This is a genomic window from Nonomuraea sp. NPDC049709, from assembly GCF_040674815.1.
Taxonomy (GTDB): domain Bacteria; phylum Actinomycetota; class Actinomycetes; order Streptosporangiales; family Streptosporangiaceae; genus Nonomuraea.
On sequence record NZ_JBFANM010000049.1, the window covers coordinates 1 to 23,828 of the forward strand.

Below are 23,828 nucleotides of genomic sequence, written 5' to 3' on the forward strand. Positions count from 1 at the left end.
GGCCTTCGACGGCTTCTCCCGATAGGCCCGAAACGTCACCTTTGGCGTCCCGAACATCCCCAAATCGCCCGAATTATTTCTCTGAGATCACCTCACTGGACGTTTGGATGATCTTGGCATTCGACTCGATCAGGGTGGCCATGAGGAGGTAGGTCAATAGGAACGGTGCGAGGTGATTGACCTGGAAGGTCTTCTCGTATCCGTCGGTGGTCACCTCGCGGTCGCCGAATATGCCGCCAGCGTTGTTGGCGAGCACGTCGATGCGGGGATAGGTCGCCGTGAGCTCGCTGGCGAGGGACCGCACCTGGGCTAGGTCGGCGAAGTCGGCGACATGGAATGGGGCGCCGATCTTTCCTGCGACTGCTGCGGTCTTCTGCGGTGAACGGCCGACAACAATGACCTTATGACCGTTCTCGGTGAGCTGGTGTGCGGCGGCGGCACCGATACCGTCGCTGGCGCCGGTGATGATGATGGTTTGTTGAGCCATGGCCTGTCCTTTGTAGTCTGTCCATGCGTGTCAGCTGGTACTCAAGCTGCTCTTCGACTCGTTGAGGAACTCGCCGCAGGTGGTTTCGTATCCGTCGGGGCTGAGGTAGCTCCGGTTTCTTCTGGATGCGGCGAGGGTTGTACCAGCCGTCGCGATACTCGAAGATCGCGTTTTCGGCCTCGTCGCGGGTCCGCCACGTGGTGCGCTAGACGAGTTCGGTCTTCAGGGTGGACCAGAAGTTCTCCATCAGCGCGTTGACGAGTCGCCGACCGAGCCCATCGACGGCAGGATCCCGTCGGTCGACCCGTAGACCGGCTCCAGCACCGAACGGCGTGGAGGCGGCTTCATGCGCTGCTTGGGCACCGCTGTGGTCAACGTTTCCGCACCGTCCTGCGGTGTACCAGATACCGCTCGGCCAACGCCGGATCGACACGCCTGGATCAACCCCTCGATCACGGCGTATGCGTGCGAACAACTCGACGCGCCAACAACAACTCCGGCCCCCCGACACGACCGCATAGATGACAGGCCATCGTTGAGGGGGCCGACTGAAGAGATCGGCAGCATTTCATTCCATCGTGCGTGACCATAGACGGGATTGGGCCGAAACTCGTTGAACGGCAGTCAGTAGGGCCGAAACTCACCGGACACCCGGGGCCAGAACTACCCGGCACAAACACCGGGGATCATATCGGCAATGCCGGCTGTCAGAACGAGCTGATGGACGATCTATTTCGACCGCGCTGTACATGACCGACGTGGTCAACCAGTTCGCCGCGAGGGCCGCCCTGTCGATACTGATGGCCTGGCGACTATGACGCCGTACATAACCCACACCATTCGCAGGATGGACGACCTGCGCTTGCCAGCCGAAGCTCCGGTGAACCGGCTCGAGCTGGAACCACGGTCCTGCTCGCTGTGCGAACCTGACCACACTCACGCCGTGGTCACCGGAGCACGTGCCCGATTTCCGTCGGTGGACCGCTGGCCGGCCGAATTTGGCCGCCCGATCGCGCCCGCAGAAGTTTCAGAGGTCGAAGAACTGGGTGATGATGTCTGCTGTGTCGAGCTGGTGGCTGGTCTTGCCGATGACTGCCGGGGCGGAGGAGGGACCGGGAACGGTGTGGCCGCCGCGGTGGATGGTGTAGAGGACCACCGGGGGGACACCTTTTGCCTCATAAGTTGTGCGTTCGACCTCGGTGGGGTCGGCCGTGGTCTTCTTCGGCAGGCGTGTGGTCGTGGGTTCGGTGGTGATCCCGTTGCGCTCGGCGAAGTAGCGAGCCGTGCGGGTGGCCGACCAGCTCGAGCCACCTACTTTGAAGATGGTGCGCAGGGCCCAGTTCATGGTGCCGCCCTGGTAGGAGACGATGGGGTCCTTAGTGCCGTGGATCAACAAGACCGGCAAGGACGCCCGGGGTGCCTGATTAGCGAGGAAGTTCTCCGGTGCGGGCATGGTTGCGGCGATCACCGTCACACCCGCCAGCAGGCCGGGGGTTTCATGGGCGAGACGGATGACCATCTGGCCGCCGTTGGAGTAGCCGACCGCATAGACACGGCTGGGGTCGATGCGCCGGTCCGAGGCGCACGTGGCGATGACCGCGCGGGCGAAGCCGACATCGTCGATGTCGGCTCGGCGGGCCGGAAAGCGGCTTTCGCGGCGGGCGTCGTTCCAGTTGCCGCGATAGCCGTCGAGGTAGGCGACCAGCGCACCGCGGGCGGCGAGCGCGTCGAAGACGCCGCCAGTGAAGGCGCGATGCTTGTCACCGGTCTGGCCGGAACCGTGGAACACAAGAATCAGTGGTTTGGCCTCGCCCGGCACTGTGGTGCCGACAAGAGTGAAGGTGCGGGTGGCCTCGGCGACGGTGACACTGACGCGGGTAGCTGTGAGGGTACTGGGCATGGTGTTTTCTCGGTTCAGGCGAAGAAGTCGATCAAGGTGCGGGCCATCCATTCGGGAGCTTCCTCGGGCAGGAAGTGTGCCGCACCTGGTGCGATAGCGCCGCTGGTGTTCGAGGCAACCTGCCGTACGGCCTGCTCGACGCCATCACGCATGCCGTGCTCGCCCCCAATGGCCAGAACCGGAATATCCAGCGGCCCCTCGGCGGCCAGCGCGACTACCTGGTCCCCGGACTCTCCCGCGCGGTAGAACTGGAAGCTCGCGTGCAAGGCGGCGGGGTCGCGCAGGGCGTCGACGTAGACGTCGACCGCAGCCTGAGGGATGGCCTCAGGACTCGCGGCTTTGGTGGCGAACTGATACCCGAAGTAGATCTCCTCGCGGCCGGACACCATGCGCTCGTTGATCTCGGCCAGACGGTTGAAGACGAAGTGCCAGGCCAGCTCGTTGACCTCAGGAGGCATGAGCAGTGGGGGCATCGGAGTGAAGCCGGCGAGGACGGCCTCGGCCAGCACGAGCCTGCTCACCCGGTCGCGATGGCGTGCGGCGAGCACGTAGCCGACCATCATCCCCATGTCGTAGCCCGCGACCTGGAAATTGTCGTGGCCCAGGGAAGTCATCAGCCCGGCCATGTCGTCGGCCAAGGTGACTGCGTCGTACCCGGTGGCCGGCTTGCTGCTGGCGCCGACACCACGCAGGTCGGCGGCCACGACAGTGAAATGCTCGGCGAGAGCAGGCATCACCAGCCGCCAGCCGTACCAGAACTGCGGCCACGCCGGCAACAGCAGCAGTGCCGGGCCGGTCCCGCCGACCACAGCGTGCAGTTCGACGCCGTTGACGTCAACGGTGCGGCTGGTGAAGGTGTCGCCGAATCCGGCGGGGAGGTGCGGGACGGCGTCCACGGTGAAAGGCATCGATGTCTCCTCGTACCGGACCCAACCATAAGCGGATGAGTCATCCGTTTCAACGTAGCACAACCGGATACACCATCTGGTTATTGTGGGGGTATGAGTACTCCGCCGTTGCGCAAGGACGCCGCCCAGAACAGGCAGCGCATCGTCGAGATCGCCCGGCGGTATGTCGATGACGGCAGACCCCTACAGCTCAACGATGTGGCGCGGACCGCATCCATCGGCGTGGCCACCGTCTACCGGCACTTTCCCACGCCGGAAGCGCTGCTGGAGGCCGTCGCGCTACCTGCCATCGAGAAGCTGGTCCGGCGAGCCGAGCACGCATTGACCGAGGTTGACCCGTGGACAGCGTTGCGTGATTTCCTTGCCGCTGCGATCGAAGCCTTGCTGACTGACCCGGCCGTTCCCCCGGTGTTCGCCGCAGCTACTAACAGCTTGGAGCACACCGGTGACCTCAAACGCGGGCTCGCCACCGCCTTCGCCGAGCTCCTGACACGCGCGCACGCGGCGGGGGTCATCGATTCCAGCGTTACCGAGGCGGACATGACCCCTCTGATGTGCGGCATCGCCTACGCCGCGAACGTTCACAGTGCCCTCGGTCCGACCGAACGAGCCACCAACGGCCTGCGCTACCTCAACCTGCTCCTCACCGGCCTGTACCGTCCCTGACCACGACAGCTCTCAGCGAAGGACGACAGGTCGCGGGAAGTTGGGCGGCCAGGTCGATCAACCCGGTATTGCGGCTCAGCCGTGCTTGGACGCCCAGCTGGCTTAGCTTGACCCTGTCGGGGATCTTGGAGTTTCCCGGTGCGGCAGCATGATCAGCGGGCATGCTCGGGCTGTTCCGAAGATTGATGCAGTTGTCGAGGTGCCCATTGTCCCTCCGTCATCGTCCCGGTGAGCAAGTCCCGTCTCTGACCGCGCAGATCGCGCGGACGAGCAACCCGGGCGGTACGACGGCGATATGGGTACGTGACCGCCTCGACGGGCTGTGGAATGACGAGGACTTCGCCGACTGGTATCCGCGCGCCGGGCTGGTGCGGGAGCGCACTACACAGCGCACCGACTCGACCCACGTCCTGGCCGCGGTGCCGCGACCTGACCCGGCTGGAGTTGGTCACAGAGGCAGTCCGTGCCGTGCTGGAAGAAGTTGCCCGCACGGCACGGACTGCCTCTGCTGGTGCTCGGTGGGAGGGAGCGCACGGAGAGTGAGTACCGGGCATTGCTCGGCGCAGCGGGCTTCCGCGTCTAGCGGGTCGTGCCCACCCCGAGCCCCTTCGTGATCCTCGAGTCGGTCAAGCCGTGATGTCCGGCCGAGAAGCGCGTCTCTGGTGGTGGTCATGCGGAGGTTGCGCGGATAAGCCCGCACTGACAGGCGGCGTAGGAAGCTCTCACGGTAAGGCCGGGCACAGGCCTCGGTGATCATGGAGTTGTGACGCTTCATGATCACTGGGGAGACTTGTGCCCGTCGTGCCATCATGGCTGACCGACCCTCTCTGGGACCAGTTCGCGGCGCTGCTGCCCGAGCGCCCGATGGTCGATCCGACCCATCCACTGGGCTGCCATCGCCGCCGCATCAGCGACCGGACCATCTTCGACAAGCTGCTGCAACTGCTCCGGTTCGGCTGCTCCTACCAGGCGATCGCCGACACCACCTGCTCGGCCACCACGATCCGCAACCGCCGCGACGAGTGGATCCAGCTCGGCGTCTTCGCCCGCCTCAAGCAGATCGCGTTGGAGTCCTACGACCGGATCGTCGGGCTGCTGCTCGACCAGATCGCCATCGACTGCTCCATCACCAAGGCCCCGGCGGCGGGGAGATCACCGGCCGCTCACCTGTCGATCGTGGCAAACAAGGTCTGAAGCGCTCGGGCATGATGGATGAATACGGAATACCGCTCGGCAGGGTCCCTGGCCGGAGCGAACCTCCACGACTCCCCCTGCTCGCTCCGACCTTGGACCACCTGGAGGACCTCAAGCCACTGCCCAACGACATCACCGTGCACCTGGACGCCGGCTACGACTCGGACAAGACCCGCACCGAACTCGCCGCCCGCGGCCTGCACGGCCGCATCGCGCACAGAGGCGAGAAGGCGCCAATCCGGGCCAGCCAGCGGTGGCACGTCGAGCGCACCCACGCCTGGCAGAATGCCTTCCACCGGCTCGACCGCTGCTACGAACGGCGGGTCACGATCATCGACGCCTTCTTCGACCTGGCAGACACGATCATCACCGTCCGTAGCCTGATCCGCCGGTCATGGACGACCCACCGCTGGGACAACCGCCCGATCCGCCGCCCATGAGCACACGCCTATTTGCGCGAGCTCTAAGCTGCTTGTTCTCCTGTTCCAGTACGTCGTCCGAGGGTACGCGCCACGGACGGAGCCAGCTTACTCGCGGTGACACGGCCGGCCGCTTCTTCCTTGCCCTGGCCGCGAGCCTGCGCGGCACGCACCCATACCCGCAGGGTCTCGCGGCTGATCCCCAGATCCCGCGCGATCGACGTGATCGTCCGGTCCGGCCGGGACAACACCAACGCGACCGCATCGGCCTTGAACTCGGGCGGGTAGTTCTTCATCACCATCAGTGACATCTCTCCCCCTGGACCTCAAGATCCAGTCTCCAAGGTGTCCACATTCAAGGGGGAACGCCCGACTTTGCCGTGCATGGGGCCGGGTGTCGTCGCGGCTGTCGCAGTCATGCTGCGTACTCAACTCAGCTTCTGACTGACCTTCAGCTGGCGACGGCAGCCTTGGCCCGGATCGACGGCTGGATCGTGGTTGAGGAGCGGCTCGAGGCCGAACGGTGCCGGGGCGAGGAGGCGCGGCCAGCCGGGCTCCTTCGCTACGCCCTCCGAGCGTGGAGCATCCACATGTCGTCACCACCGTGCCGTGGGTCCCAATGGTCGGGTACGTGGCGGCTGATCAAGCTACTGTGCGTCGCGAATCGAACCGCCCCGGGTCCGTTGAAGATCTCTCAAGGTCGTCCGGGCCCGCCGGTTCGGTGTAGTCGGTGGCGGCGTACACCTGGAGGAGCCTGTCGACGCCGCGCAGGAAGGTCTCGCAGATCAGTGCCGGGTCGAACAGGCAGCCGGCGGCCATGGCGCCGTCGCGCATCATCACGAAGTGGCGGGCGGCGGGCGCGGCTCCCGGCTCGTGAATCTTGGCCAGCAGTTCGGTGACGGTGTCCAGGAACCATTGGCGGTGGGCGAGCACGGCCATGTGCGCGGGGCACTCGGGGTCGGGATACTCGGCGGCGGCGTTGAGGAAGGCGCATCCCCGGAAGCCGGGGGACTGGATGCCCTGGGCGATGGACGCGCTGAGTGCCCGGAGGGTGTCGGCGGCCGGCAGTCCGGCGGCGACGGCCTCGTCGGCCTGGCCGCGCATGGCCTGGTCGACCCCGCTCAGATAGGCGAGGACAAGGTCTTCCTTGCCCGGGAAGTGCCGGTAGAGGGTGGCCCGGGTCACCTGCGCTTCGGCGATGATGCGATCGATGCCGACGGCGTGGATGCCTTCGTTGTAGAAGAGCCGGGTGGCCGTGCTGACCAGCCGGGACCGTGCTTCGGAGGGACGGCCTTCGGATCGGTTGGACATGCCACCACCCTAGCAGAAAAGCAGATAGAACGTTCGGTCTTGACAGTCTCTGCTGGAGGTCGCCATGCTGAGTCGAGACAGATCGTTCGGTCTACATCGCTCATCCACCCGAAAGGATCATCATGAGCACCATCGCTGCTTCGCCCGGTATCTCCGGGACCGCGTCCGTGCTGCGGCGGCTGTACTTCGTGCGGTTCGCGTTCGCCATCGTCTGGGCCCTCGTGATGTTCACCACCGCGGCGAACCTGGGTCCGCTCGCGGTCACCCTGCTCGTGCTCTACCCGCTGTTCGACGTGGCCGCCGCCGTCATCGACGCCCGCGCGTCGCGCACCACCGGATCGCCTGCCCTGCTGTACGTGAACGTCGCGGTCAGCCTGATCACCGCCATCGGCGTGGCCATCGCCTGCACGTCCGGTATCCCGGCGGTGCTGCGCGTGTGGGGCGCCTGGGCGGTCGTGGCCGGGGCGGTCCAGCTGATCGTGGGGGTCACCCGCCGCAAGATGGGCGGCCAGTGGCCGATGATCATCAGCGGCGGCATCTCCGTACTCGCCGGTGCGTCGTTCATCCTCGGCGCCTCCGCGGCCGGCCCGACGCTGACCAACGCGGCCGGCTACGCCATCCCCGGCGGCATCTTCTTCCTCATCTCGGCCTTGCGCCTCGGCCGCGCCGCGAAGGGAAACTGACATGGACGACAACACTTACGACGTGGTCGTCCTCGGGGCCGGCCCGGTCGGGGAGAACGTCGCCGACCGGGTGGTGCAGGGCGGGCTGAGCGCCGCCGTCGTCGAGCGCGAACTCGTCGGCGGGGAATGCTCCTACTGGGCCTGCATGCCGACCAAGGCGTTGCTGCGCAGCGCGGCGGCGTTGCGGGCGGCGCGTCAGGTGCCGGGTGCGCGCGAGGCGGTGACCGGCGATCTCGACGCGGCCGCGGTGCTGGGCCGCCGCGATTCCTTCGCCGCGCACTGGAAGGATGACGGTCAGGCCGGCTGGCTCGATTCGGCCGGGATCGCTCTGCACCGTGGTCAGGGCCGGATCGTGGCCGCGGGCGCGGTCGAGGTGACCGGCGACGACGGCGTCCCGGTCACGCTGACGGCCCGGCACGCGGTGGTCATCGCGACCGGAAGCGGCGCGCTGCTGCCGGAGGTTCCCGGTCTGCGCGAGGCCGCGCCGTGGACCAGCCGGGAGGCGGCCGCCGCGAGCGCGGTCCCCGGCCGGCTCGCGATCATCGGCGGTGGCGTGGTGGCATCGGAGATGGCCACCGCCTTCGCCGCCCTGGGCTCCTCGGTGACGATGCTGGCCCGTGACGGGGTGCTGCCGCAGGCCGAGCCGTTCGCCGGCGAGCGGGTCACCGAGTCGTTGCGGCAGGCCGGCGTGTCGGTACGCCTCGGCGCCGAGGCCGCAGCGGTGCACCGCGACGAGTCCGGAACGGTGCACATCACGCTGACCGGCGGCGAGCAGGTCGAGGCCGACGAGGTCCTGGTGGCGATCGGCCGGACACCGAACACCCAGGACATCGGTCTCGGCGCCGTCGGCCTGACGCCCGGCACCTGGCTCACGGTGGACGACACGCTGCGCGTGGTCCGGCAGGACGGGACGCCGATCGGGGACGGATGGCTGTACGCCGCCGGTGACGTCAACCGGCGGGTGCTGCTGACCCACCAGGGCAAATACCAGGCCCGCGCGGTCGGCGACGTCATCGTGGCGCGGGCGAAGGGCGAAGCGGTCGAGGACGGCCGCTGGGGCCGGCACGCCGCCACGGCCGACGAGCGCGCGGTGCCCCAGGTGGTCTTCACCGAACCGGAGATCGCGTCGGTGGGCCTGACCGCGGCCGCGGCCGAGACCGCCGGGATACGGATCCGCGTCGTCGACCACGACCTGGGCGCCGTCGCCGGATCCGCCCTGCACGCCGACGGCTACCGGGGGCACGCCCGCATGGTCGTCGACGAGGACCGGAAAGTGATCGTCGGCTTCACGCTCGCCGGCCCGGACGTCGCAGAACTGCTGCACGCCGCGACGATCGCGGTCGTCGGCGAGATTCCGCTGGACCGGCTGTGGCACGCGGTTCCGTCGTTCCCCACCGTCAGCGAGGTGTGGCTGCGGCTGCTGGAGGCGTACGGCCGCTGACAACCGGGTCCCGAGCGCCGAAGATTTGGTGCGTGCCCCGCCGGGGGCGCCAGGTTCGACCAGCAGAAAGTGATCCCCTGGACCAGCAGAAACGTCGGTCGCGGACCTCTTCATGTGTCCGGCGCTGTCCGGCTGACACTGATCGCCTACGGTTGATCGTGTCCTGGCGAATCCAGTTGTCACCGCCATGAACGGATGATGCTGTCTCTGCTATGAAGGTGCCGGACGGACCGGGTCACGCTGGCTGCGGCCATCATGGGGGCCCTGTCTGCGGCGGCCGGGAGCCTGGCCACGAACACTGTGGACAGCACCGCCCTGTGGTGGAAGGTGACGGCGTGGACGGCGGGCGTGGTGCTGACCGTCATCGCGATCATCGCTCATCACCGCTCCACCAAACCCCGGGGGCGAGGAACTAGCGGACAGCCGTTGGCGCTGAGAAGGATCTCGGCCGCAACGAGTGAGGTCGCTCTTGGTCGTGAAGGTTCTTCAGCGGGTTGCCTGGTCGCGGCGTCGCTGGAGGCGTCCATACGGAGCTTGGCGAGAAGGCGCCAGCCCTTCAAGGTCGGCGACGGCCGCGATCTGCACGGCTTGGCCGGCGCGCTCGCCCTGTGGTTCGGCAGCCCAGCCGCGTGGCGCTCAGTCGCGCAGGCGGCTGAGCGCCTGGGGAGACAGGTTCCGGGCGAGTTCCTCCAGGAGGGCGATGATCTCGGCGACTCTGTGCGGGTCGTCGATGGCCAGCGCTTTGGCCAGGGCTGCGTCGATGGAGGTCGAGCGGACCTGCTCCACGCGGCTGGAGATCTCCGGGGCGGGTTGGATGCAGAGTCGTCGGCGGTCGCGGGCATCGGGTTCCGTGACGACGGCACCCGCCTCCCGCAACCGGGCAACCGCCGCCGACACGGCGCTCTGGGGCAGGCCGGTGCGGATGACGATCTCGCTGATCGCGCTGCCGGGATGCGTGCGGATGTCGCTGACCACGATCAGCACGATCCGGGCACTCCCAGGCTGGTCGCCCAGCCCCTCGGTGGGCAGGGCCGCTTCGCCGATCTTCATCAGGGTGCGCCCCAGAAGGAACAGGTCCACTCCGTTCACGTGACCGAGATTACATCAAAAAAGATTCATCGGAATAGATGTATCAACGACGATGGAATATGGTGATCGCGACCCAAGGCGAAAGGACCCTCCCATGACCACGACAACCGACTAGCTGTCTGTCCCGGGCGCCAGCCTCTACTACGAGATGCGCGGCAACGGCCCCACGCTGCTGATCTCCCAGAGCGGCGAGGGCGACGCCGGACGCAGCGTCGATCTGGTCGATCAGCTCGCCGACGCCTACACCGTGATCACCTACGACCGGCGCGGCCTGTCCCGCAGCACCCTGGACGACCCGGCCAACCCCGACGCCGAACCCGACCTGACGCCGCAACCCATGACCTCGGGGCGGATCGCCAACTGCGGATTCTTCATCGAGCATGACTTCACCGCCCTGATCAACGACACCCTGCCGGTCAACGAACTGGCGCATACCCCTACCCGCATCGTTCCCGCCGCCGGCCGTACCACCCCGCGCACCGTCTTCGACTACCGCTGCGCACAGGAGGGTCAGCGAAGCACGTTCAGCTCTTCGAGGGCGCGATGGCCGCGCTTGACCACCCCTGGAACGACATCGTGGCGCCCGTGACGGATGGGGACCTCGAGCATGAGGAGGGTCTGTGCCGCTGTGAGCACCGCCGCCCCCTCCCAGCCGACCAGGTCGAGGATTCTCCTCCACAGTCGCCTTCGGACACCATCCAGCAGCGGATCCTGGAAGGTGTACCACACGATGGCGGTGAGATCAGTCGCCCGCGTGCCGCTACCTGCGTTCCCGATATCCACGACCGCCACCACCGCTCCGTCACGGACCAGGATGTTGCTGGGGGTTGAGAGATCGGCATGGACCATGTCAGGTGCCTCTCGTGGTGGTGGGACGTCGGCACACACGAGCCGCAGGCGCTCGGCCAAGGCCGACACCGCGGAGGAATACCCCGAGAGCCTGGCCACGGACTGGCGGAGACGCGACTGCTCCGGCGTCTCGTTGAAATCCAGCCCGGAGACAGCCGATTCCTGACCGGTGGCGACCCGCCAGGCGTACGACCAGTGGTCGTAGGGCTCGGAGGCTTGGCCGGCCTGGAGTTCGATGATCTCCATCAGCTGCTCAACGAGGGACGGGGTCAGATCTGGCGCGGGAGCCGCGTCAACGAAGTCCATCAGATGCCATACATGAGTGGCTGTGGCCCCCACTCCGAGCCAGGCCGGGGTGGGATAGCCGCGCCTACGCATGTGCTCGACCACTCTCTGGGCCCGCAACGTCTCATCCAGGTGGTTGGGGTGGGCCCGGGGCACTGCTTTGAGCACGGCATTTGCCCCTCCGGCCAACTGGACGCGCATGGCAACCCCATTGACGCCTCCGGGTAGGCGACTGAGAAGAGTGACCTCTGCCCCGACCACGCCGGCCACGTCGTCCAGGACCTCGGCGGGCAGCTCTTCGGGATGGGTGCCCTGGTTCATCGGCTCGACCTCGAAATTTCAGCGCATGGACAGAGAACTACTTGGCAGTTGCAGCTTCGGGAGTACCGGGCCGTGAAATCCGGTCGGCGTGTAGCTGCTGTCGCTGGTCGGCCTGGGCCATCAGGCACGCCTGCACCGCGGGAAGCTCTTCGGCGGGCACGTCGTCCAGCCACTTGACCAGGTGTTCGGGGCTGTCGAAGTAGTCGAGTGATTTTGCCGGTGAGTAGCAGAAGCGTTTGACGGTCAGTTTGGACAGCGCTCGGGGGTCGCTGGGGCAAGGAATGTCGGTGAGAAGTAGCAGCACGGGGAACGCCGTCAGGCCAGGCGGCGTGAGCCCTGGGCGGGCCTGGTCATGGACGGTCGTCATCTTACTGCAGTCTTCGTCTGGGTCCTTGAGGGCGATGGCATCCTCGCGGGCCGCCGCGACGGCGGCCCGCGGCCATCACCTTCGCGCGACGAGGTACGACGCGCCAGCCGATGTGGGCGGGGCCGACCGGCTCACGGGGCGTGGCGCCGCGCAAGCGGACGGTCGGCGGACACCCCGCCTGGTGACCAGATCAGGCGAGCTCGAAGGAGCGCTTGGCCAGGCCGAGAACGTAGCCGTCGATGGCCGTGCGGGCGGGCTGCTCCGCGTTCGCGGCTGCGCCGAGGGTGATGAAGATCGGCACGAAGTGGTCGTGCGTAGGGTGGGCGTGCGGCATGCCGGGGGCACGGTCGGCGAATCCGGCGAGTTGATCGACGTCGCCCCGTGCAAGTGCGTCGGCGGCCCAGGCGTCGAACTCCGACGACCAGGCGGGCACGACGCCCGTCTCAAGAGACAGCTGGCCGTGAGTCATGAAGCCGGAACCGACGATCAGAACGCCTTCCGCGCGCAAGGACTTGAGTCTGTGGCCCAGGCTCAGCAGGCGGGCGGGGTCGTGGGTGGGCATCGACATCTGCAGCACGGGTATGTCGGCCAGGGGGTACATCGCCATCAACGGGATCCACGCCCCGTGGTCCAGCCCGCGGGAGGGGTGCTGGTACACCGGTTCGTTGTCCGGCATCATCGCCGCGATGCGCCGGGCGAGGTCGCCGGCGTCAGGGGTGGGATACGTCATGGTGTAGTAGCGGGAGTGGAAGCCCCCGAAGTCGTAGACCAGGGGGGTCCCCGCTGCGGGTGCGGACAGGGCGAGGGGCGCGTCCTCCCAGTGCGCGGAGACGACGAGGATCGCCTTGGGCTTGGGCAGGGAGTGAGCCCAGTCCGAGAGCGCACGCATCCAGTCGGGCAGGTCGAACAGCGGCGGGGCACCATGACTGAGATACAGGGAGGGCAGAGCGCCGTCCGAGGGCACCCACTCCCGCTGGGCGCGGGCCCTGGTGAGGGCCGAGGGGAGAAAGGCGTCGTAGGCAGCGGCAGGAGCCGCGGGGTTGAACAGATCGGTCACGGTGTTCTCCGGTTTCGGCGCTCGCGCGGAATCGGTTGACATGCTGCTCCTAGGGGACGGGACGACGAATTGGAAAGCGGCACCAGCGAGATCAGAAGGTGGCCACTGCGCGCCGCATCGACCTGCCCTCCTAACCGCCTCCGTCCGACGCGGTGACCCACTACCTGCGCGCAGGGGGCCTGCTGTCCGCCCAGCCGCCGGCGGGTCCTGCCCAGCCGTCGCGTTACCGCTACGACCCCGCGTACCCGACGCGCGGCCTCGGCGGCGCGACGGTCCGCGGGGGCGGCGCCAAGGACAACCGCAGGCTGGAGGCCCGCCCGGACGTCCTCACGTTCACCAGCGATCCGGTGCGGGCCGAGACGACCATCATGGGCACCGTCACGGTCAGGCTGCACGCCCGCTCGAGCCTTGACCACACCGACTTCTTCGCCCGTCTTTGCGACGTCTCTCCCAAAGGCGCCTCGAAGAACGTCTGCGACGGCATCATCCGACTCGACCGGGGCGGCACCCGGGAGATGACCATCACCCTGTCTCCCACGGCCCACTGCTGCCTGCGCGGTCACCGCATCCGCCTGCAGATCTCCAGTGGCGCCCACCCCATGTACGGCCGCAACCCGGGCACCGGCGAACCCCTCGTCACGGCCACCGCGATGCGCGCCGTGGACCGGGAGATCCTTCAAGGGGCGGCACACGCATCGGCGGTCGTGCTGCCCGTCGTCACACCCGCACGAGGTCGCCAGCCCAGTCCTCCAGGGTCGTGAGCGGGATGCCGAAGGCCCGCGCGTACTCCGGGCGGGCGGGCTGACCGACCACGTTGAGGAATTCGTGCGCCAAGACGCCCGGCCCCGGCATGCCCGCTTCCACGGCCTCCTCCGTGGTCATGTCGGGCGCGGCCAACTCGGTGCCGAAGGCGCCGGAGAGGATCCTGGCGATGTCGGTCATCGGCAGGTAGTCGCCCGCCAGCTCCAGCTCGACCTCGTGGAACCGCCCGGGTTCTGCGAAGGCGGCGGCGGCCGTCGTGCCGATGTCCCGGACCGCGACGAGGGAGAGCCGGGTGGCGGGCTTCAGCACGGTCACGATGCCTCCTTCGAGACCGCGAGGGAGCAGGTAGGCCACGGACGGGAGGAAGTTCTCCATGAAGAAGGCCGGCTTGATGATCGTCCAGTGCGTGAAGCCGGCCTCGCGCACGAGGTCCTGGGCGCCCGCCTTGGCGGCGTAGACGGGCTCCAGCGGCGACCATCGGCCTTCGGCCCTGCCGGGAGCCTCCGTGTGGCGTCCCGCGCCGGAGAACGACGTGTGCACGAACTGCCGCACACCCGCGGCCCGCGCGCCCTCGACCAGGTTGACCGCCTGGGCCAGCTCGCCCTCGAAGTCGAAGCCGGCGGCCGTCAGCGGGGGCATCTGCACCGAGAAGACGGCTCGGGCTCCCTCCGCGGCCCTGATCACGGAGTCGCGGTCGTTGAGGTCGCCGGTGATGAGTTCGGCGCCGAGCGCCTGGATCGCCACGGCCCGGTCGGTGGCGGGGTCGCGGACCAGTGCCCGTACGGGGACGCCGGCCGCGAGCAGCGCGCGGGCGGTGGCGCCGCCCTGCTGCCCGGTGGCGCCGGTGACCAGGACGGGTGCGGGATCGATGGACATGAAGCCTCTCCTGACGTGGGCAGACGTTGAACGGCGAACAACGCCGTTTCTGTAGAACGGAGGGCGCCCGGGTGGCCACGCCCGGTATGGCGAGCCGTTGGACACCGCTTCTGCAAGACTGAACGTTCTGTCTCATAGACTGGCAAGAATGTCACTGCCTGTCAAGACAGAACGTTCTACCTAGAGAGCGCCGGGCCGGATCACCTTGGCCGCCATCAGATACTCGCGCGTCAAGTTGAACAGCAGCGTCGGCGAGTCGTGCTCCATCGCCCGATCCAGCAGGAACTGCTCCAGCTCCTTCATCGCCTGACTGCCCGCCGGGGCCGTCTGCCACTCCAGATACTTGGCGATCTGACCCAGATGATCCGAGCGGGTCTGATCGCGCTTGCCGTACAACCGCAGCGCCGCCGGCGTCACCCTGACCGCTCGGCCACCCGCGCCACCGCCGCCGGCGGCGCCGCGCCCACATCGTCGGGCACGAACCCCAACCAGGGCAGGGCTGCACAGCTGGACCAGCATGCCAAGCCGATCAACAGGCCCCCGCCCACCGGGACTCACGGACGCCACCGGGGTCAAGGAACCGGCGGACAGCCGCCCGCCAGGGTTCTCCGACGCCGCTGGGGCAGGCCTTCGCCGAGTACGGCCGTATCGACAAGACGATGCACCTGCTGAGCATGCTGGACCCGATGGATTCCACCTACCGCCGCAGCCTGGGCAAGCAGCTGTCGGTCCAGGAGTCCCGGCACCGCCTCGCCCGCAAGATCTGCCACGGCAACTCCGGCCGGATCCGGCAGGCATATCGGGAAGGCCAGGAGGATCAACTCGCGGCTCTTGGACTCGTCGTCAATGCCGTCGTTTTGTGGAACTCACGATATCTGCCGGCAATTGTGGACCAGTTACGCGCCCAGGGTGTACCGGTCAAGGACGAGGACGTAGCGCGGCTGTCCCCGCTGGACCACGCCCACCTCAACTGCCTGGGTCGCTACGCGATCGCTTCCTCGGCTCCGGACAAGGTCCTGCGGCCGCTCGGCGCGGCGGCGTTGCCCGCGGCCAGCACCGCCAGCGCCGCTGTCGTGGACGAGGACAGTGTCTGAAGCGCGAACCGTTCGAATCGCGGTGACGCACGATGTGGCCACTGGCGAAGTCGGCGGTCAGTGATCTCCTTGCTGTCGCAACGTTCTACGGCCGAGAACGGCTGCCGGGTTGCACCACTCGCGTGGATCTTATGAGAGCAGCCCTCGCAGGGTTATGACCTGGGCGGATGTAATCATCGGCAGACGCCCGGCGCTTGCGTACGTGCGCGGGCTACATGGACGTGCCGGCATCGTGCTCACCGTTGGCACGTCCCGCGGCCCCAACGCAGCTAAATCGAGCACTTGAGCAGCGCCTCGGTCACCTCGTCAGGGTACGTCAGCATGGACTGGTGGCCGCCGGGCACCATCAGGGGCGTCAGGCCGATCCTGGCGGCCAGTTCGTCGCCTGGGCGGGCCAGGGCGCGGTCATTCTCGCTGAGGACGTACGCCGCAGGCAGGCCCAGGGTCGTCACGTCGTCCACGTCGAGCGCCTGCAGGAAGTACGCGCCCGGCTGTGGCACGAGAAGCTCGTGGAACAGCCGCTGTGCCGCCTCGGGCAGCTCCGGCACCAGCATCGGGACTTGCTCGAACGTGACGGAGACGCTGCCGTCGGGCGAGGAGTCGATCGCCGCCCGCAGGATGGCAGCGTAGTCCGGGTTCTCGTCGATCAACGGCACACCGCGAGCCGGCACGAGGGCGTTGAAGTACACGATCGCGGCGAGCCGGTGAGCGATCCGATGGGCGGCTCCGGTGATCGGGTAGCCGCCCCAGCTGTGGCCGACCAGCACCACGTCACGCAGGTCGCGCCGCTCGATCTCGCCTGCGACGTAGTTCACCGCGTCCGAAAGGCGAAGGCCGGTACGGGGATCGCCGTCCGCCAGGCCGGGCAGGGTGAGCGTCACCGCGTCGTGGCCCGCGGTACGCAGCCGCCGCGCTACCGCTTGCCAGGACCAGCCCCCCTGCCAGGCGCCGGGAACGAGAACGAACGTCGTCGAGGTGTCGGACATGAGAAAATCTTGCCTTTCGGTTGTGTTGCTATCAGCAACACGATCCGGTGGCACGTTGAAAAGTTCGCTGCCACGCCAAGATTTTTTCAGGCTGCCCGATGGATCAGCCGCACCCGGCGCACCCGGCCGGCGTCGTAGGACAGCAGCCAGCACATGTACGGCGCGCACCCCGGCCCGGCCTCGGGCGGGCTGAACACGTCGGTCTCCCACACCACGACGTCGGCGCTCGCGGCCACGCCGGTGACCCGCTGCCGAGTCCCGGCTGACATGCGGTCGTCCACCACCCGCACCAGGTGCTCGATTCCGTGCGTCCGGCGGCCGTTCGCCCAGGCGATGTCCACGTCGGGCCACCAGCGTTCTCGCAGCAACGCCCCGAACGTGCCATGATGCCCGGCCGCGACGGCCTCCTCCGCATCCCGACGGCGTGCGGCCGTCAGCGCGGCCATGTCATCGTGAGCGCTGTGCCGCATCGTCAGCAGCGTACGGGAAAGGATGCCCCGCGCCTCGTGCAGGCGGCGGCGGACAGTGCCGACCGGAATACCACAGGCGGCCGCGATCTCGTCGTAACGGGTGACCGAGGAGAAGTACCGCAGGAGGGTCACCGTGCGCAAGGGCGGTGACAGCAGCCCGACGGCGTGCCATACCCAGTCGCGCTGCGCGTGCTGCTCCAGCACCTCCTGCGGATCGGCGGCCGGATCGGCGACCGGCGGTAGATGGCCGACCGGGATCGCCTTCGTGGTGGCCAACCGCTTCCGGCACAAGTTGCGGACGATCATTTTCAGCCACGGCCCGACGGCGACCGGATCGCGCACGTCGCCGATCCGGGCGAGCGCGGTCAGCGACGCGTCCTGTACGGCGTCCTCGCTCTCGACCGGATCCCGCAGCACGCTCAACGCCACCGCCAGCATGCCGCCACGATGCCGCGCCAGCAGCGAGCCCAGGGCAGCCACATCACCAGACTGGGCTAGCACCACCAGCTCACCATCGACCAGTTCGTCGAACGTCAACACCGCTCGGGAAGTACGCACGTCGCCACCCTGCCACACCCCCGGGTCCAGCCGAGAGGCGGGTGAAACCGGGGTATCACTCCAGGGGCTCTGCCATCGAGGTGACTCGCGATGGCCACGCCACTTGGGCCATTCACCTCCATATGCTCCAGTCCTCGACCGTCACCTCTCCGCGCGGAGTTCTACCGAATCTCCGCGGTCCCGGCCGCGACGACCGCGCTCCTGGACGCGGTCGACGGCCCAGCTCGAGAGCTGGGCCGCTCACAGCTGCGGTGCGAGCTCACCGATGAGATTCTCCCCCACCCTCAGGAGCCCCCTGTGATCAGCGTGATCATCCCCACCGCCGACCGTCCAGGGCCGTTGCACCGGGCGCTACGCAGCCTCTCACGCCAGACCTTCCGCAGCTTCGAGACCATCGTTGTACGGGACGGCGGCCCGCCGGTGCGATCCGTCGTCAACAATTGGAAGCCCGATGTCGATCACCCTGATCGACATCGATCCGCGCCACGGTGTCTCGCACGCCCGGGCTGTGTTGGGTTCTTCGGGAGGCGCTTGTCGCTGACTTCGGGAGGCAGTTGGGGGCCGATTCCTTGATCAATCTCGGTGAGTTTTGACGTCACTCCGGGCTGTCTGGGTGGCCGGGCGGTGGCTGCTTGGCGGGGATGTCGTGGAGAGGCAGTAGGTCTCGCAGGGCGCTTCGAGACAGTGCGAGTTCGACGGGTGGACTGGGGTTGGCCAGGATGAGGCTGCCGCCGGCGTGGTGGATGGCCTCGCGGATGCCGAGAAGTGTGTGGAAGCTGGCGTTATCGCAGTTAGTGCCGCGTCAGGCAACGTTTGCGACGTTCGTCGATGGCCCTGAGCCGACGGTAGGTGACGTGGCACCGTGCGTCGAAGTCGAGCGTTATGAGCGCCGTCCCGTTGCGAACCTGAACGCCCCGAGCGCCCGAATCGGTCGCGCGCTCGGTCTGCGGTCTGGTTCGCATCACGACGGTGTTGAGTAGGTGGGATCTGGCGCCGATGAGAAATGGCGCCGACAGTCGTCTAAGTAGACGTCCGGTGAAAACGCGCTGCGCGCATCAAGGGAGAGCAACGAGATGAGACCACTTCGATACTCGATCAACGTCACGCTCGACGGCTGCTGCCATCACGAGGCAGGGCTCCCCCCGGACGAGGAGTCGATGCGTTACTGGACCGCTGAGATGGAGCGAGCCGATGCCCTGCTATTCGGCCGGGTGACCTACGAGATGATGGAGTCGGCATGGCGGAAGCCGGCCACGGACACGTGGCCTGACTGGATGGTTGAGTGGCAGATCCCGTTCGCCGAGACCATCGACCGGGCGAAGAAGTACGTCGTGTCGAGCACGCTGAGCGCGGTCGATTGGAATGCCGAGCTGGTGCGAGGCGACTTGGGGCAAGCGGTTCAGCGGCTCAAGCAGGAGTCGGGCGAGCGCCTGTGGGTGGGTGGCGTGACGCTCCCCCTGGCGTTGGCAGATCTGGGACTGATCGACGAGTACGAGTTCCTTGTGCAGCCGGTCCTTGCCGGACACGGGCCGACGTTGCTCGCCGGTCTGCGCGAGCGCATCCAGCTCGAGCCCGTCGACCGCCGTGAGTTCCGGTCGGGGGCGGTCGCCCTGCGATACCGGCCCACGCAAGTTACGGCTTGACGTGATTTATCCTGGCACGTTGGCCGCTCCCTCGCGACGGAACGACGGCTCGGAGTCGCGTTGGCCGCTCTGGCCGTGCCCCCGAACGCGCGGACATATCGACGGGGGACATCGCCCCGAGGTGCCGGTAGCGGACGGAGCAAACGTTGCGAATCGCCGTATACAGCTCGACCTTGGTCGCCGATATGCGCATGGGCCCCCAAACGGGAGAAGCACGTCGACCCTCCCACCGCAAGAACCTCGCTGCCGTCAAAACTCGGCGACATCACCCCTCACCACACGAAGCCGCCTTCCCTGCCCCAGCAACAAACGCCTACGCAACTCACGTACATAGCCAAGGGGTCCCCGGCAGCGGCAACAGACCATAGACGGCAGGAAGGCCAAGATTAGAACGCTAGAGCCGCTGTGCCGGTTCAATGACAGGGAAGCCGGCCCCACAGCCCCCTCCAGCGTCTGCAGGGTCGGCTTCCCTCTCGTGACCACCTTCGCTGAGGGCGCGCTGAGCAGGAAGGACGCGGCGTTCCGGGGAACACTTTTCCCCGGAAGTATGGCCGCAGGAGTGCCATCATTGACCGACACGGACCGCCCCCGGATCACCTCCCCGCGCGGGCTGCTGGCCGACTTCCTGACCGCCCGGCGGGCCGCGGTCACCGCGGCCGAACACAGCTTGCCCGAACCGGCCTACCCCTGCCGGGTCCCCGGCCTGCGACGCGAGGAAGTGGCCCAACTCGCCGGTATCAGCACCGACTACTACACGCGTCTGGAACAGGGCCGCATCCGCCCCGCCTCTCGCTCCGTCCTGGCCGCCATCGGCCAGGCCCTGCTGCTGAGCGACGATCAGCAGCGGCACCTGTTCCAGCTCACCCACCCGGAAGCGAGCGAGCAGCCCGGCGAGAGCGAGCAGCGCATCCCCGAGCAAACGGCCCGACTGCTGGCCAACCTCATTGACACCCCCGCCCTGGTACTGGGTCGCTACCTCGACATCCTGGCCTGGAACCGGCTCAGTGCCGCCCTGCTCGACGACCTGGCCGCGATGCCGTCAGGGCGTGTCGGGTCCGGTCCCCGAGCCAGGCCGCTTCGAGGATCGCGGTCAGACTGGCGGTGTCGGTCGGGCCTGGATGGTTCTGGATCAAGCGGGTGACGCCACTGGCCATCTCCGCGAAGCGCGGGAGGTCGGCGCGTGCCACGCCGATGTCCGCCAAGGTGGTAGGGATGCCGATGTCGGCAAGGAGCCCGTCGAGCCAGGTGAGGAACGTATCTGCGGCCTCGGCATCCGAGGCGTCGGTCACGTCGAGCCCGCACACACCGGCGAGGATGGCCAACCGGTCGCCGATTGCATCCCTGGCCGCGTCCAGCGCGTAGGGCAGCAGCAGCCCGACGCCCAGGCCGTGCGGTGTGTGGGTGGCTGCGCCGATGGGGTACTGAAGAGCATGCGGAGCCGCGTTGCCTGCGTGGGAGAACGCGAGCCCGGCCAGCATGGACCCATAGGACATGTTCGCGCGCGCGTCCTTGTCGCCTCCGTCCCTGACGACATGGGGCAAGCTGCGGGCGATCCGCTCCGCGGCCAGGAGCGCGTAGTGATCGGTGATGGGGTTGCGACCGAGGAAGACCTGCTCCACCGGGTCACGCGGTCCGTGGGCCCGGGGTCGCGCGGTGTAGCTCTCCACCGCGTGACAGAACGCGTCGATGCCGGAGTGGGCAGTGACGGTCGCAGGGCAGGTGTAGGTGAGCTCGGGGTCGACGATGGCGAAGTCGGGCACGATGTGGACGCTGGAGACCCCCACCTTCAGCTCGCGGTCCGGGTCGGTCAACACCGAGACGGGCGTGAGCTCGGAGCCGGTGCCTGAGGTCGTCGGGACCGCGACGAGAGGCATCGTCGGCCCCGGCACCTTCGACTCCCCGTAGAAGTCGCGCGGCGTCCCACCGTGGCACCGGATGACGCCGACGATTTTGGCGAGGTCGATCACCGTGCCACCCCCGATGGCGAGGATCACGTCGGCGTCCACCTCTGCGGCGGCCGAGACGGCCAGGGCGACATCGGTGAGTGGCACGTCCGGAGTCGCGTCGGCGAACACCCCGACGACTTCGACCTTCTCCCGTACGGCGGCCACGATCTCGGCCACGCCCGGCTGCCCCAGAAGAACCCGGTCGGTCACGATGAGGACTCGCGAGCCACACTCGGCCACCACTCGTGGGATGTTCTGCGCGACCCCTTCGCCCACTATCAGCTGGCGTGGTCCGCGGACGGTCTCAAGCATGTCAGTGCCTCTCTGGAGCGTCGGCGGTGATTTGCTGAGCGGACGTCCGGGTCACCTGCGAGACCGGGACGGCGTCGGCAAGGTTGGCTGCCGGGTGGCGCAGGCGCGCGCGCCGGGCTCCCGGACTCGGTCGTGCCCGGGCCGCCCTCGGGGGTCCATCGCGATGAAGACGTGGCCCTTGGTGGGCCGGTCAGTCGGGTCGAGGGTCCCGCGGACATCGTCGCCAAGGGCGGTACGAGTCAAGGTCGCGACCAGCACCTCGATCATGAGCCCGAGGGCGTAGCCTTTGGGACCGCCGAAAGGACTGATCGCCCCATCCACCGCCGCGGCCGCGTCTGTGGCGCGCACACCGGTGGAGTCGACGGTGTCCCCTGGTGCCAGCGGATCCGTGGCGGCCATGGCCCGGGTCCCGCCCCACGGGTGGAGGCCGGTCAGGTCATGTGCGCACAGGACGTGGTGACCCTCGGCGGGCACCGGGAGCAGCAGGCCGGTCACGGGAGGTCGATCGCCGCGTAGGTGACGTCGAGGTACTCAAGGATGCCCTCGTGCGACCCCTCCTTGCCGATCCCGGACTGCTTCACACCTCCGAACGGAGCTGACGGGTCCGAGATCAGACCACGGTTGATGCCGAGCATCCCCGTCTCCAGCCCCTCGGCGAACCGGAGCGCCCGCTGGAGGTCACGGGTGAAGACGTATCCGGCTAGGCCGTGCTCGGTGTCGTTGGCCTTCGCCATCACCTCGTCGTCGGACGTGAACGAGATGATCGGGGCCACCGGGCCGAAGATCTCCGCCTCCAGCATCCGCGCGTCTTCGGGCACGTCGACGATGACCGTAGGCGGGTAGAAGTGGCCCGGCCCATCCGGACGCTCGCCGCCCACCAAGACACGGGCTCCGCGATTGACCGCGTCGGCGACGAGCTCGTCGATCTTGGTGACCGAGGCCTCGTCGATCAACGCCCCGACGTCCACGCCGTCGTCGAGACCATGGCCCACCGAGAGCGCGCCCATCCGCTTGGCGAAGCGCGCCGTGAACTCCTCGCGCACCGGCTCCTCGACGTAGATTCGGTTGGCCGCGATGCAGGACTCCCCGATGTTGCGCATCTTGGCCACCATGGCACCGTCGAGCGCGACGTCCAGGTCTGCGTCGGCACACACGATCAAGGCCGCGTTGCCGCCCAGTTCCATGGAGGTGCGCAGCACGTTGTCCGCCGCCTGTCGTAGCAGCACGCGCCCGACCTCGGTCGACCCGGTGAACGAAAGCTTGCGGGTCCGACGGTCGGCCAGCAGTGCTGAGACCACCTCGCCGGCACGCTTGGTCGTCACGACGTTGACGACGCCCGGGGGAACGCCGACCTCCTCCATGATGCGGGCCAGGAACAGCATGGTGAGTGGCGTCTGGGCTGCCGGCTTGGTGATCGTCGTGCAGCCCGCCGCCAGCGCAGGAGCGATCTTGCGGGCACCCATGGCCAACGGAAAGTTCCAGGGCGTCACGAAGACGCACGGTCCGACCGGCCTCGGCACGGTGAGGATGCGATATCCACCAGCGGGAGCGGTGTTGTAGCGCCCCTCGACGCGCACCGCCTCCTCGGCGAACCAACGGAAGAACTCGGCGCCGTAGGCCACCTCTCCCCGAGCCTCCGCGAGCGGCTTGCCCATCTCGAGCGTTATCAGCCGGGCGACCTCCTCGGATCGCTCGGTCAGTGCCCGGTACGTCGCGGTCAACAACTCTGACCGTTTTCGCGGCGGGGTCGCCGCCCACTCCGCCATTGCCTTGCTCGCCACGTCCAGAGCGGCGAGCCCGTCAACAGCGTCGGCGTCCGCCACCTCGGCGATGGTCTTGCCGGTGGCCGGGTCCTCGACGACAAAGGTGGCTCCGCCGGCGGCGTCGCGCCAGGCGTCGCCAATCCGGAGCCGCCGGTGCTCGGGGGCCAGGACGTTCATCGGGTCACTCATTGCGTCGCCTCCTGTGATGTTCTCGGTGATGTCCAGCGTGACCTCAGCGATCGCGCCACGCGCGTTGACGAACGGGTCACACGACCTCGTCGGGGTGGAGGTCGCCGAGCGGGTCGAATGTGGCCTTGGCCCTGGCTGCGGGGCGACGCCCCGCGCCACCGATCGCCTTCTCGGGCCATGGCTGCCTCAGCGTCGTCAGGCCGTGCTCACCGGTGACGGTCCGCCGAGGCTCGATCGCCACGTGCCGGCACA

At 67.9% G+C, this 23,828-nt stretch carries 24 protein-coding genes and 3 pseudogenes; 9 read left to right on the plus strand and 18 right to left on the minus strand.

Features of this window, described 5'->3' with window-relative positions; all coding sequences use genetic code 11:
- Positions 1 to 73: 73 nt before the first annotated feature.
- From AB0J69_RS38955 to AB0J69_RS38970, 4 genes are all read right to left on the minus strand, one after another.
- Positions 74 to 487, minus strand: coding sequence for an SDR family NAD(P)-dependent oxidoreductase (locus tag AB0J69_RS38955; RefSeq protein WP_364128361.1), 414 nt, complete (start codon positions 485 to 487; stop codon positions 74 to 76).
- Positions 488 to 733: 246 nt separating this feature from the next.
- Positions 734 to 862, minus strand: a complete 129-nt coding sequence (locus AB0J69_RS38960; protein ID WP_364128364.1) for a hypothetical protein — start codon at positions 860 to 862, stop codon at positions 734 to 736.
- Between the two features lie 652 nt (positions 863 to 1,514).
- Positions 1,515 to 2,387, minus strand: coding sequence for a PHB depolymerase family esterase (locus AB0J69_RS38965; RefSeq protein WP_364128367.1), 873 nt, complete (start codon positions 2,385 to 2,387; stop codon positions 1,515 to 1,517).
- Between the two features lie 14 nt (positions 2,388 to 2,401).
- Complete coding sequence (locus AB0J69_RS38970) at positions 2,402 to 3,295, minus strand: alpha/beta hydrolase (protein WP_364128370.1); 894 nt, start codon at positions 3,293 to 3,295, stop codon at positions 2,402 to 2,404.
- Positions 3,296 to 3,388: 93 nt separating this feature from the next.
- Here AB0J69_RS38970 and AB0J69_RS38975 point away from each other — a divergent pair, with 93 nt between their 5' ends.
- Positions 3,389 to 3,961, plus strand: coding sequence for a TetR/AcrR family transcriptional regulator (locus AB0J69_RS38975; protein WP_364128373.1), 573 nt, complete (start codon positions 3,389 to 3,391; stop codon positions 3,959 to 3,961).
- A gap of 792 nt (positions 3,962 to 4,753) precedes the next feature.
- Positions 4,754 to 5,595: pseudogene (locus AB0J69_RS38980) on the plus strand (IS5 family transposase).
- A 23-nt stretch (positions 5,596 to 5,618) separates the two neighbouring features.
- Here the strand turns inward: AB0J69_RS38980 and AB0J69_RS38985 are convergent.
- A complete protein-coding gene (locus AB0J69_RS38985) occupies positions 5,619 to 5,885 on the minus strand; it encodes a transposase (protein ID WP_364128376.1) in 267 nt (88 codons plus the stop codon).
- A 331-nt stretch (positions 5,886 to 6,216) separates the two neighbouring features.
- Positions 6,217 to 6,885, minus strand: coding sequence for a TetR/AcrR family transcriptional regulator (locus AB0J69_RS38990; RefSeq protein WP_364128379.1), 669 nt, complete (start codon positions 6,883 to 6,885; stop codon positions 6,217 to 6,219).
- A 122-nt stretch (positions 6,886 to 7,007) separates the two neighbouring features.
- On the opposite strand from AB0J69_RS38990, the gene AB0J69_RS38995 reads away from it, so the two are divergent.
- On the plus strand, positions 7,008 to 7,568 hold the full coding sequence (locus AB0J69_RS38995) for a hypothetical protein (protein ID WP_364128382.1): 561 nt from the start codon (positions 7,008 to 7,010) through the stop codon (positions 7,566 to 7,568).
- 1 nt (position 7,569) lies between these two features.
- Positions 7,570 to 9,009, plus strand: coding sequence for an NAD(P)/FAD-dependent oxidoreductase (locus tag AB0J69_RS39000; RefSeq protein WP_364128385.1), 1,440 nt, complete (start codon positions 7,570 to 7,572; stop codon positions 9,007 to 9,009).
- A 636-nt stretch (positions 9,010 to 9,645) separates the two neighbouring features.
- Here AB0J69_RS39000 and AB0J69_RS39005 read toward each other — a convergent pair.
- The gene (locus tag AB0J69_RS39005; RefSeq protein WP_364128388.1) at positions 9,646 to 10,098 is read right to left on the minus strand and encodes a MarR family transcriptional regulator; all 453 of its coding nucleotides are present in this window, start codon (positions 10,096 to 10,098) and stop codon (positions 9,646 to 9,648) included.
- 148 nt (positions 10,099 to 10,246) lie between these two features.
- On the opposite strand from AB0J69_RS39005, the gene AB0J69_RS39010 reads away from it, so the two are divergent.
- Positions 10,247 to 10,687, plus strand: coding sequence for a hypothetical protein (locus AB0J69_RS39010; RefSeq protein WP_364128391.1), 441 nt, complete (start codon positions 10,247 to 10,249; stop codon positions 10,685 to 10,687).
- Here the strand turns inward: AB0J69_RS39010 and AB0J69_RS39015 are convergent.
- The 3 genes from AB0J69_RS39015 to AB0J69_RS39025 all read right to left on the minus strand — a co-directional run bounded on the left by AB0J69_RS39015 (position 10,609) and on the right by AB0J69_RS39025 (position 13,019).
- Entirely contained in the window at positions 10,609 to 11,553 is a 945-nt protein-coding gene (locus AB0J69_RS39015) for a phosphotransferase (protein WP_364128395.1), read from the minus strand. The genes AB0J69_RS39010 and AB0J69_RS39015 overlap by 79 nt on opposite strands.
- Positions 11,554 to 11,590: 37 nt before the next feature.
- On the minus strand, positions 11,591 to 11,920 hold the full coding sequence (locus AB0J69_RS39020) for a hypothetical protein (RefSeq protein WP_364128398.1): 330 nt from the start codon (positions 11,918 to 11,920) through the stop codon (positions 11,591 to 11,593).
- Positions 11,921 to 12,110: 190 nt separating this feature from the next.
- Positions 12,111 to 13,019: a class III extradiol ring-cleavage dioxygenase gene (locus AB0J69_RS39025; protein WP_364128401.1), complete on the minus strand. Its 909-nt coding sequence runs from the start codon at positions 13,017 to 13,019 to the stop codon at positions 12,111 to 12,113.
- A gap of 110 nt (positions 13,020 to 13,129) precedes the next feature.
- Here AB0J69_RS39025 and AB0J69_RS39030 point away from each other — a divergent pair, with 110 nt between their 5' ends.
- Positions 13,130 to 13,738 carry a CocE/NonD family hydrolase gene (locus AB0J69_RS39030; RefSeq protein ID WP_364128404.1) on the plus strand — a complete coding sequence of 203 codons (609 nt, stop codon included), beginning with the start codon at positions 13,130 to 13,132 and terminating at the stop codon, positions 13,736 to 13,738.
- On the opposite strand, the gene AB0J69_RS39035 is transcribed toward AB0J69_RS39030, so the two are convergent.
- Together AB0J69_RS39035 and AB0J69_RS39040 are read right to left on the minus strand one after the other, a co-directional pair.
- Positions 13,695 to 14,615: an NmrA family NAD(P)-binding protein gene (locus tag AB0J69_RS39035; RefSeq protein WP_364128407.1), complete on the minus strand. Its 921-nt coding sequence runs from the start codon at positions 14,613 to 14,615 to the stop codon at positions 13,695 to 13,697. The genes AB0J69_RS39030 and AB0J69_RS39035 overlap by 44 nt on opposite strands.
- Positions 14,616 to 14,795: 180 nt before the next feature.
- Complete coding sequence (locus tag AB0J69_RS39040; protein ID WP_364128410.1) at positions 14,796 to 15,182, minus strand: DUF4158 domain-containing protein; 387 nt, start codon at positions 15,180 to 15,182, stop codon at positions 14,796 to 14,798.
- Positions 15,183 to 15,217: 35 nt separating this feature from the next.
- Here AB0J69_RS39040 and AB0J69_RS39045 point away from each other — a divergent pair.
- Positions 15,218 to 15,709: pseudogene (locus AB0J69_RS39045) on the plus strand (Tn3 family transposase); the annotation flags it as partial.
- A gap of 269 nt (positions 15,710 to 15,978) precedes the next feature.
- On the opposite strand, the gene AB0J69_RS39050 reads toward AB0J69_RS39045, so the two are convergent.
- Positions 15,979 to 16,695 carry an alpha/beta hydrolase gene (locus AB0J69_RS39050; protein ID WP_364128413.1) on the minus strand — a complete coding sequence of 239 codons (717 nt, stop codon included), beginning with the start codon at positions 16,693 to 16,695 and terminating at the stop codon, positions 15,979 to 15,981.
- A gap of 86 nt (positions 16,696 to 16,781) precedes the next feature.
- Positions 16,782 to 17,723: a sigma-70 family RNA polymerase sigma factor gene (locus tag AB0J69_RS39055; protein ID WP_364128416.1), complete on the minus strand. Its 942-nt coding sequence runs from the start codon at positions 17,721 to 17,723 to the stop codon at positions 16,782 to 16,784.
- A 1,073-nt stretch (positions 17,724 to 18,796) separates the two neighbouring features.
- Between AB0J69_RS39055 and AB0J69_RS39060 the strand changes: the two genes are divergently transcribed.
- Together AB0J69_RS39060 and AB0J69_RS39065 are read left to right on the plus strand one after the other, a co-directional pair.
- Positions 18,797 to 19,366 (plus strand): dihydrofolate reductase family protein, encoded by a 570-nt coding sequence (locus AB0J69_RS39060; RefSeq protein WP_364128419.1) that lies wholly within the window; start codon positions 18,797 to 18,799, stop codon positions 19,364 to 19,366.
- 547 nt (positions 19,367 to 19,913) lie between these two features.
- Positions 19,914 to 20,354 (plus strand): annotated as a pseudogene (locus AB0J69_RS39065) (helix-turn-helix transcriptional regulator); the annotation flags it as partial.
- 13 nt (positions 20,355 to 20,367) lie between these two features.
- Here the strand turns inward: AB0J69_RS39065 and AB0J69_RS39070 are convergent.
- The 4 genes from AB0J69_RS39070 to AB0J69_RS39085 all read right to left on the minus strand — a co-directional run bounded on the left by AB0J69_RS39070 (position 20,368) and on the right by AB0J69_RS39085 (position 23,817).
- Entirely contained in the window at positions 20,368 to 21,624 is a 1,257-nt protein-coding gene (locus tag AB0J69_RS39070; RefSeq protein ID WP_364128422.1) for an iron-containing alcohol dehydrogenase, read from the minus strand.
- 51 nt (positions 21,625 to 21,675) lie between these two features.
- The gene (locus AB0J69_RS39075; protein ID WP_364128425.1) at positions 21,676 to 22,119 is read right to left on the minus strand and encodes an Ldh family oxidoreductase; all 444 of its coding nucleotides are present in this window, start codon (positions 22,117 to 22,119) and stop codon (positions 21,676 to 21,678) included.
- Positions 22,116 to 23,576 carry an NAD-dependent succinate-semialdehyde dehydrogenase gene (locus tag AB0J69_RS39080; protein ID WP_364128589.1) on the minus strand — a complete coding sequence of 487 codons (1,461 nt, stop codon included), beginning with the start codon at positions 23,574 to 23,576 and terminating at the stop codon, positions 22,116 to 22,118. The genes AB0J69_RS39075 and AB0J69_RS39080 overlap by 4 nt, the downstream gene beginning before the upstream one ends.
- 76 nt (positions 23,577 to 23,652) lie before the next feature.
- Positions 23,653 to 23,817 (minus strand): FAD-linked oxidase C-terminal domain-containing protein, encoded by a 165-nt coding sequence (locus AB0J69_RS39085; RefSeq protein ID WP_364128615.1) that lies wholly within the window; start codon positions 23,815 to 23,817, stop codon positions 23,653 to 23,655.
- Between the last annotated feature and the right edge of the window lie 11 nt (positions 23,818 to 23,828).

Bases quoted from the DNA above. Each gene is read 5' to 3' on its own strand.
- AB0J69_RS38955 (WP_364128361.1), bottom strand. From the start codon at position 487: ATGGCTCAACAAACCATCATCATCACCGGCGCCAGCGACGGTATCGGT.
- AB0J69_RS39010 (WP_364128391.1), top strand. From the start codon at position 10,247: ATGCGCGGCAACGGCCCCACGCTGCTGATCTCCCAGAGCGGCGAGGGC.
- AB0J69_RS38970 (WP_364128370.1), bottom strand. From the start codon at position 3,295: ATGCCTTTCACCGTGGACGCCGTCCCGCACCTCCCCGCCGGATTCGGC.
- AB0J69_RS39070 (WP_364128422.1), bottom strand. From the start codon at position 21,624: ATGCTTGAGACCGTCCGCGGACCACGCCAGCTGATAGTGGGCGAAGGG.
- AB0J69_RS39025 (WP_364128401.1), bottom strand. From the start codon at position 13,019: ATGTCAACCGATTCCGCGCGAGCGCCGAAACCGGAGAACACCGTGACC.
- AB0J69_RS39035 (WP_364128407.1), bottom strand. From the start codon at position 14,615: ATGTCCATCGATCCCGCACCCGTCCTGGTCACCGGCGCCACCGGGCAG.
- AB0J69_RS38985 (WP_364128376.1), bottom strand. From the start codon at position 5,885: ATGTCACTGATGGTGATGAAGAACTACCCGCCCGAGTTCAAGGCCGAT.
- AB0J69_RS39000 (WP_364128385.1), top strand. From the start codon at position 7,570: ATGGACGACAACACTTACGACGTGGTCGTCCTCGGGGCCGGCCCGGTC.
- AB0J69_RS38965 (WP_364128367.1), bottom strand. From the start codon at position 2,387: ATGCCCAGTACCCTCACAGCTACCCGCGTCAGTGTCACCGTCGCCGAG.
- AB0J69_RS38995 (WP_364128382.1), top strand. From the start codon at position 7,008: ATGAGCACCATCGCTGCTTCGCCCGGTATCTCCGGGACCGCGTCCGTG.
- AB0J69_RS38975 (WP_364128373.1), top strand. From the start codon at position 3,389: ATGAGTACTCCGCCGTTGCGCAAGGACGCCGCCCAGAACAGGCAGCGC.
- AB0J69_RS38990 (WP_364128379.1), bottom strand. From the start codon at position 6,885: ATGTCCAACCGATCCGAAGGCCGTCCCTCCGAAGCACGGTCCCGGCTG.
- AB0J69_RS39050 (WP_364128413.1), bottom strand. From the start codon at position 16,695: ATGTCCGACACCTCGACGACGTTCGTTCTCGTTCCCGGCGCCTGGCAG.
- AB0J69_RS39015 (WP_364128395.1), bottom strand. From the start codon at position 11,553: ATGAACCAGGGCACCCATCCCGAAGAGCTGCCCGCCGAGGTCCTGGAC.
- AB0J69_RS39060 (WP_364128419.1), top strand. From the start codon at position 18,797: ATGAGACCACTTCGATACTCGATCAACGTCACGCTCGACGGCTGCTGC.
- AB0J69_RS39020 (WP_364128398.1), bottom strand. From the start codon at position 11,920: ATGACGACCGTCCATGACCAGGCCCGCCCAGGGCTCACGCCGCCTGGC.
- AB0J69_RS39080 (WP_364128589.1), bottom strand. From the start codon at position 23,576: ATGAGTGACCCGATGAACGTCCTGGCCCCCGAGCACCGGCGGCTCCGG.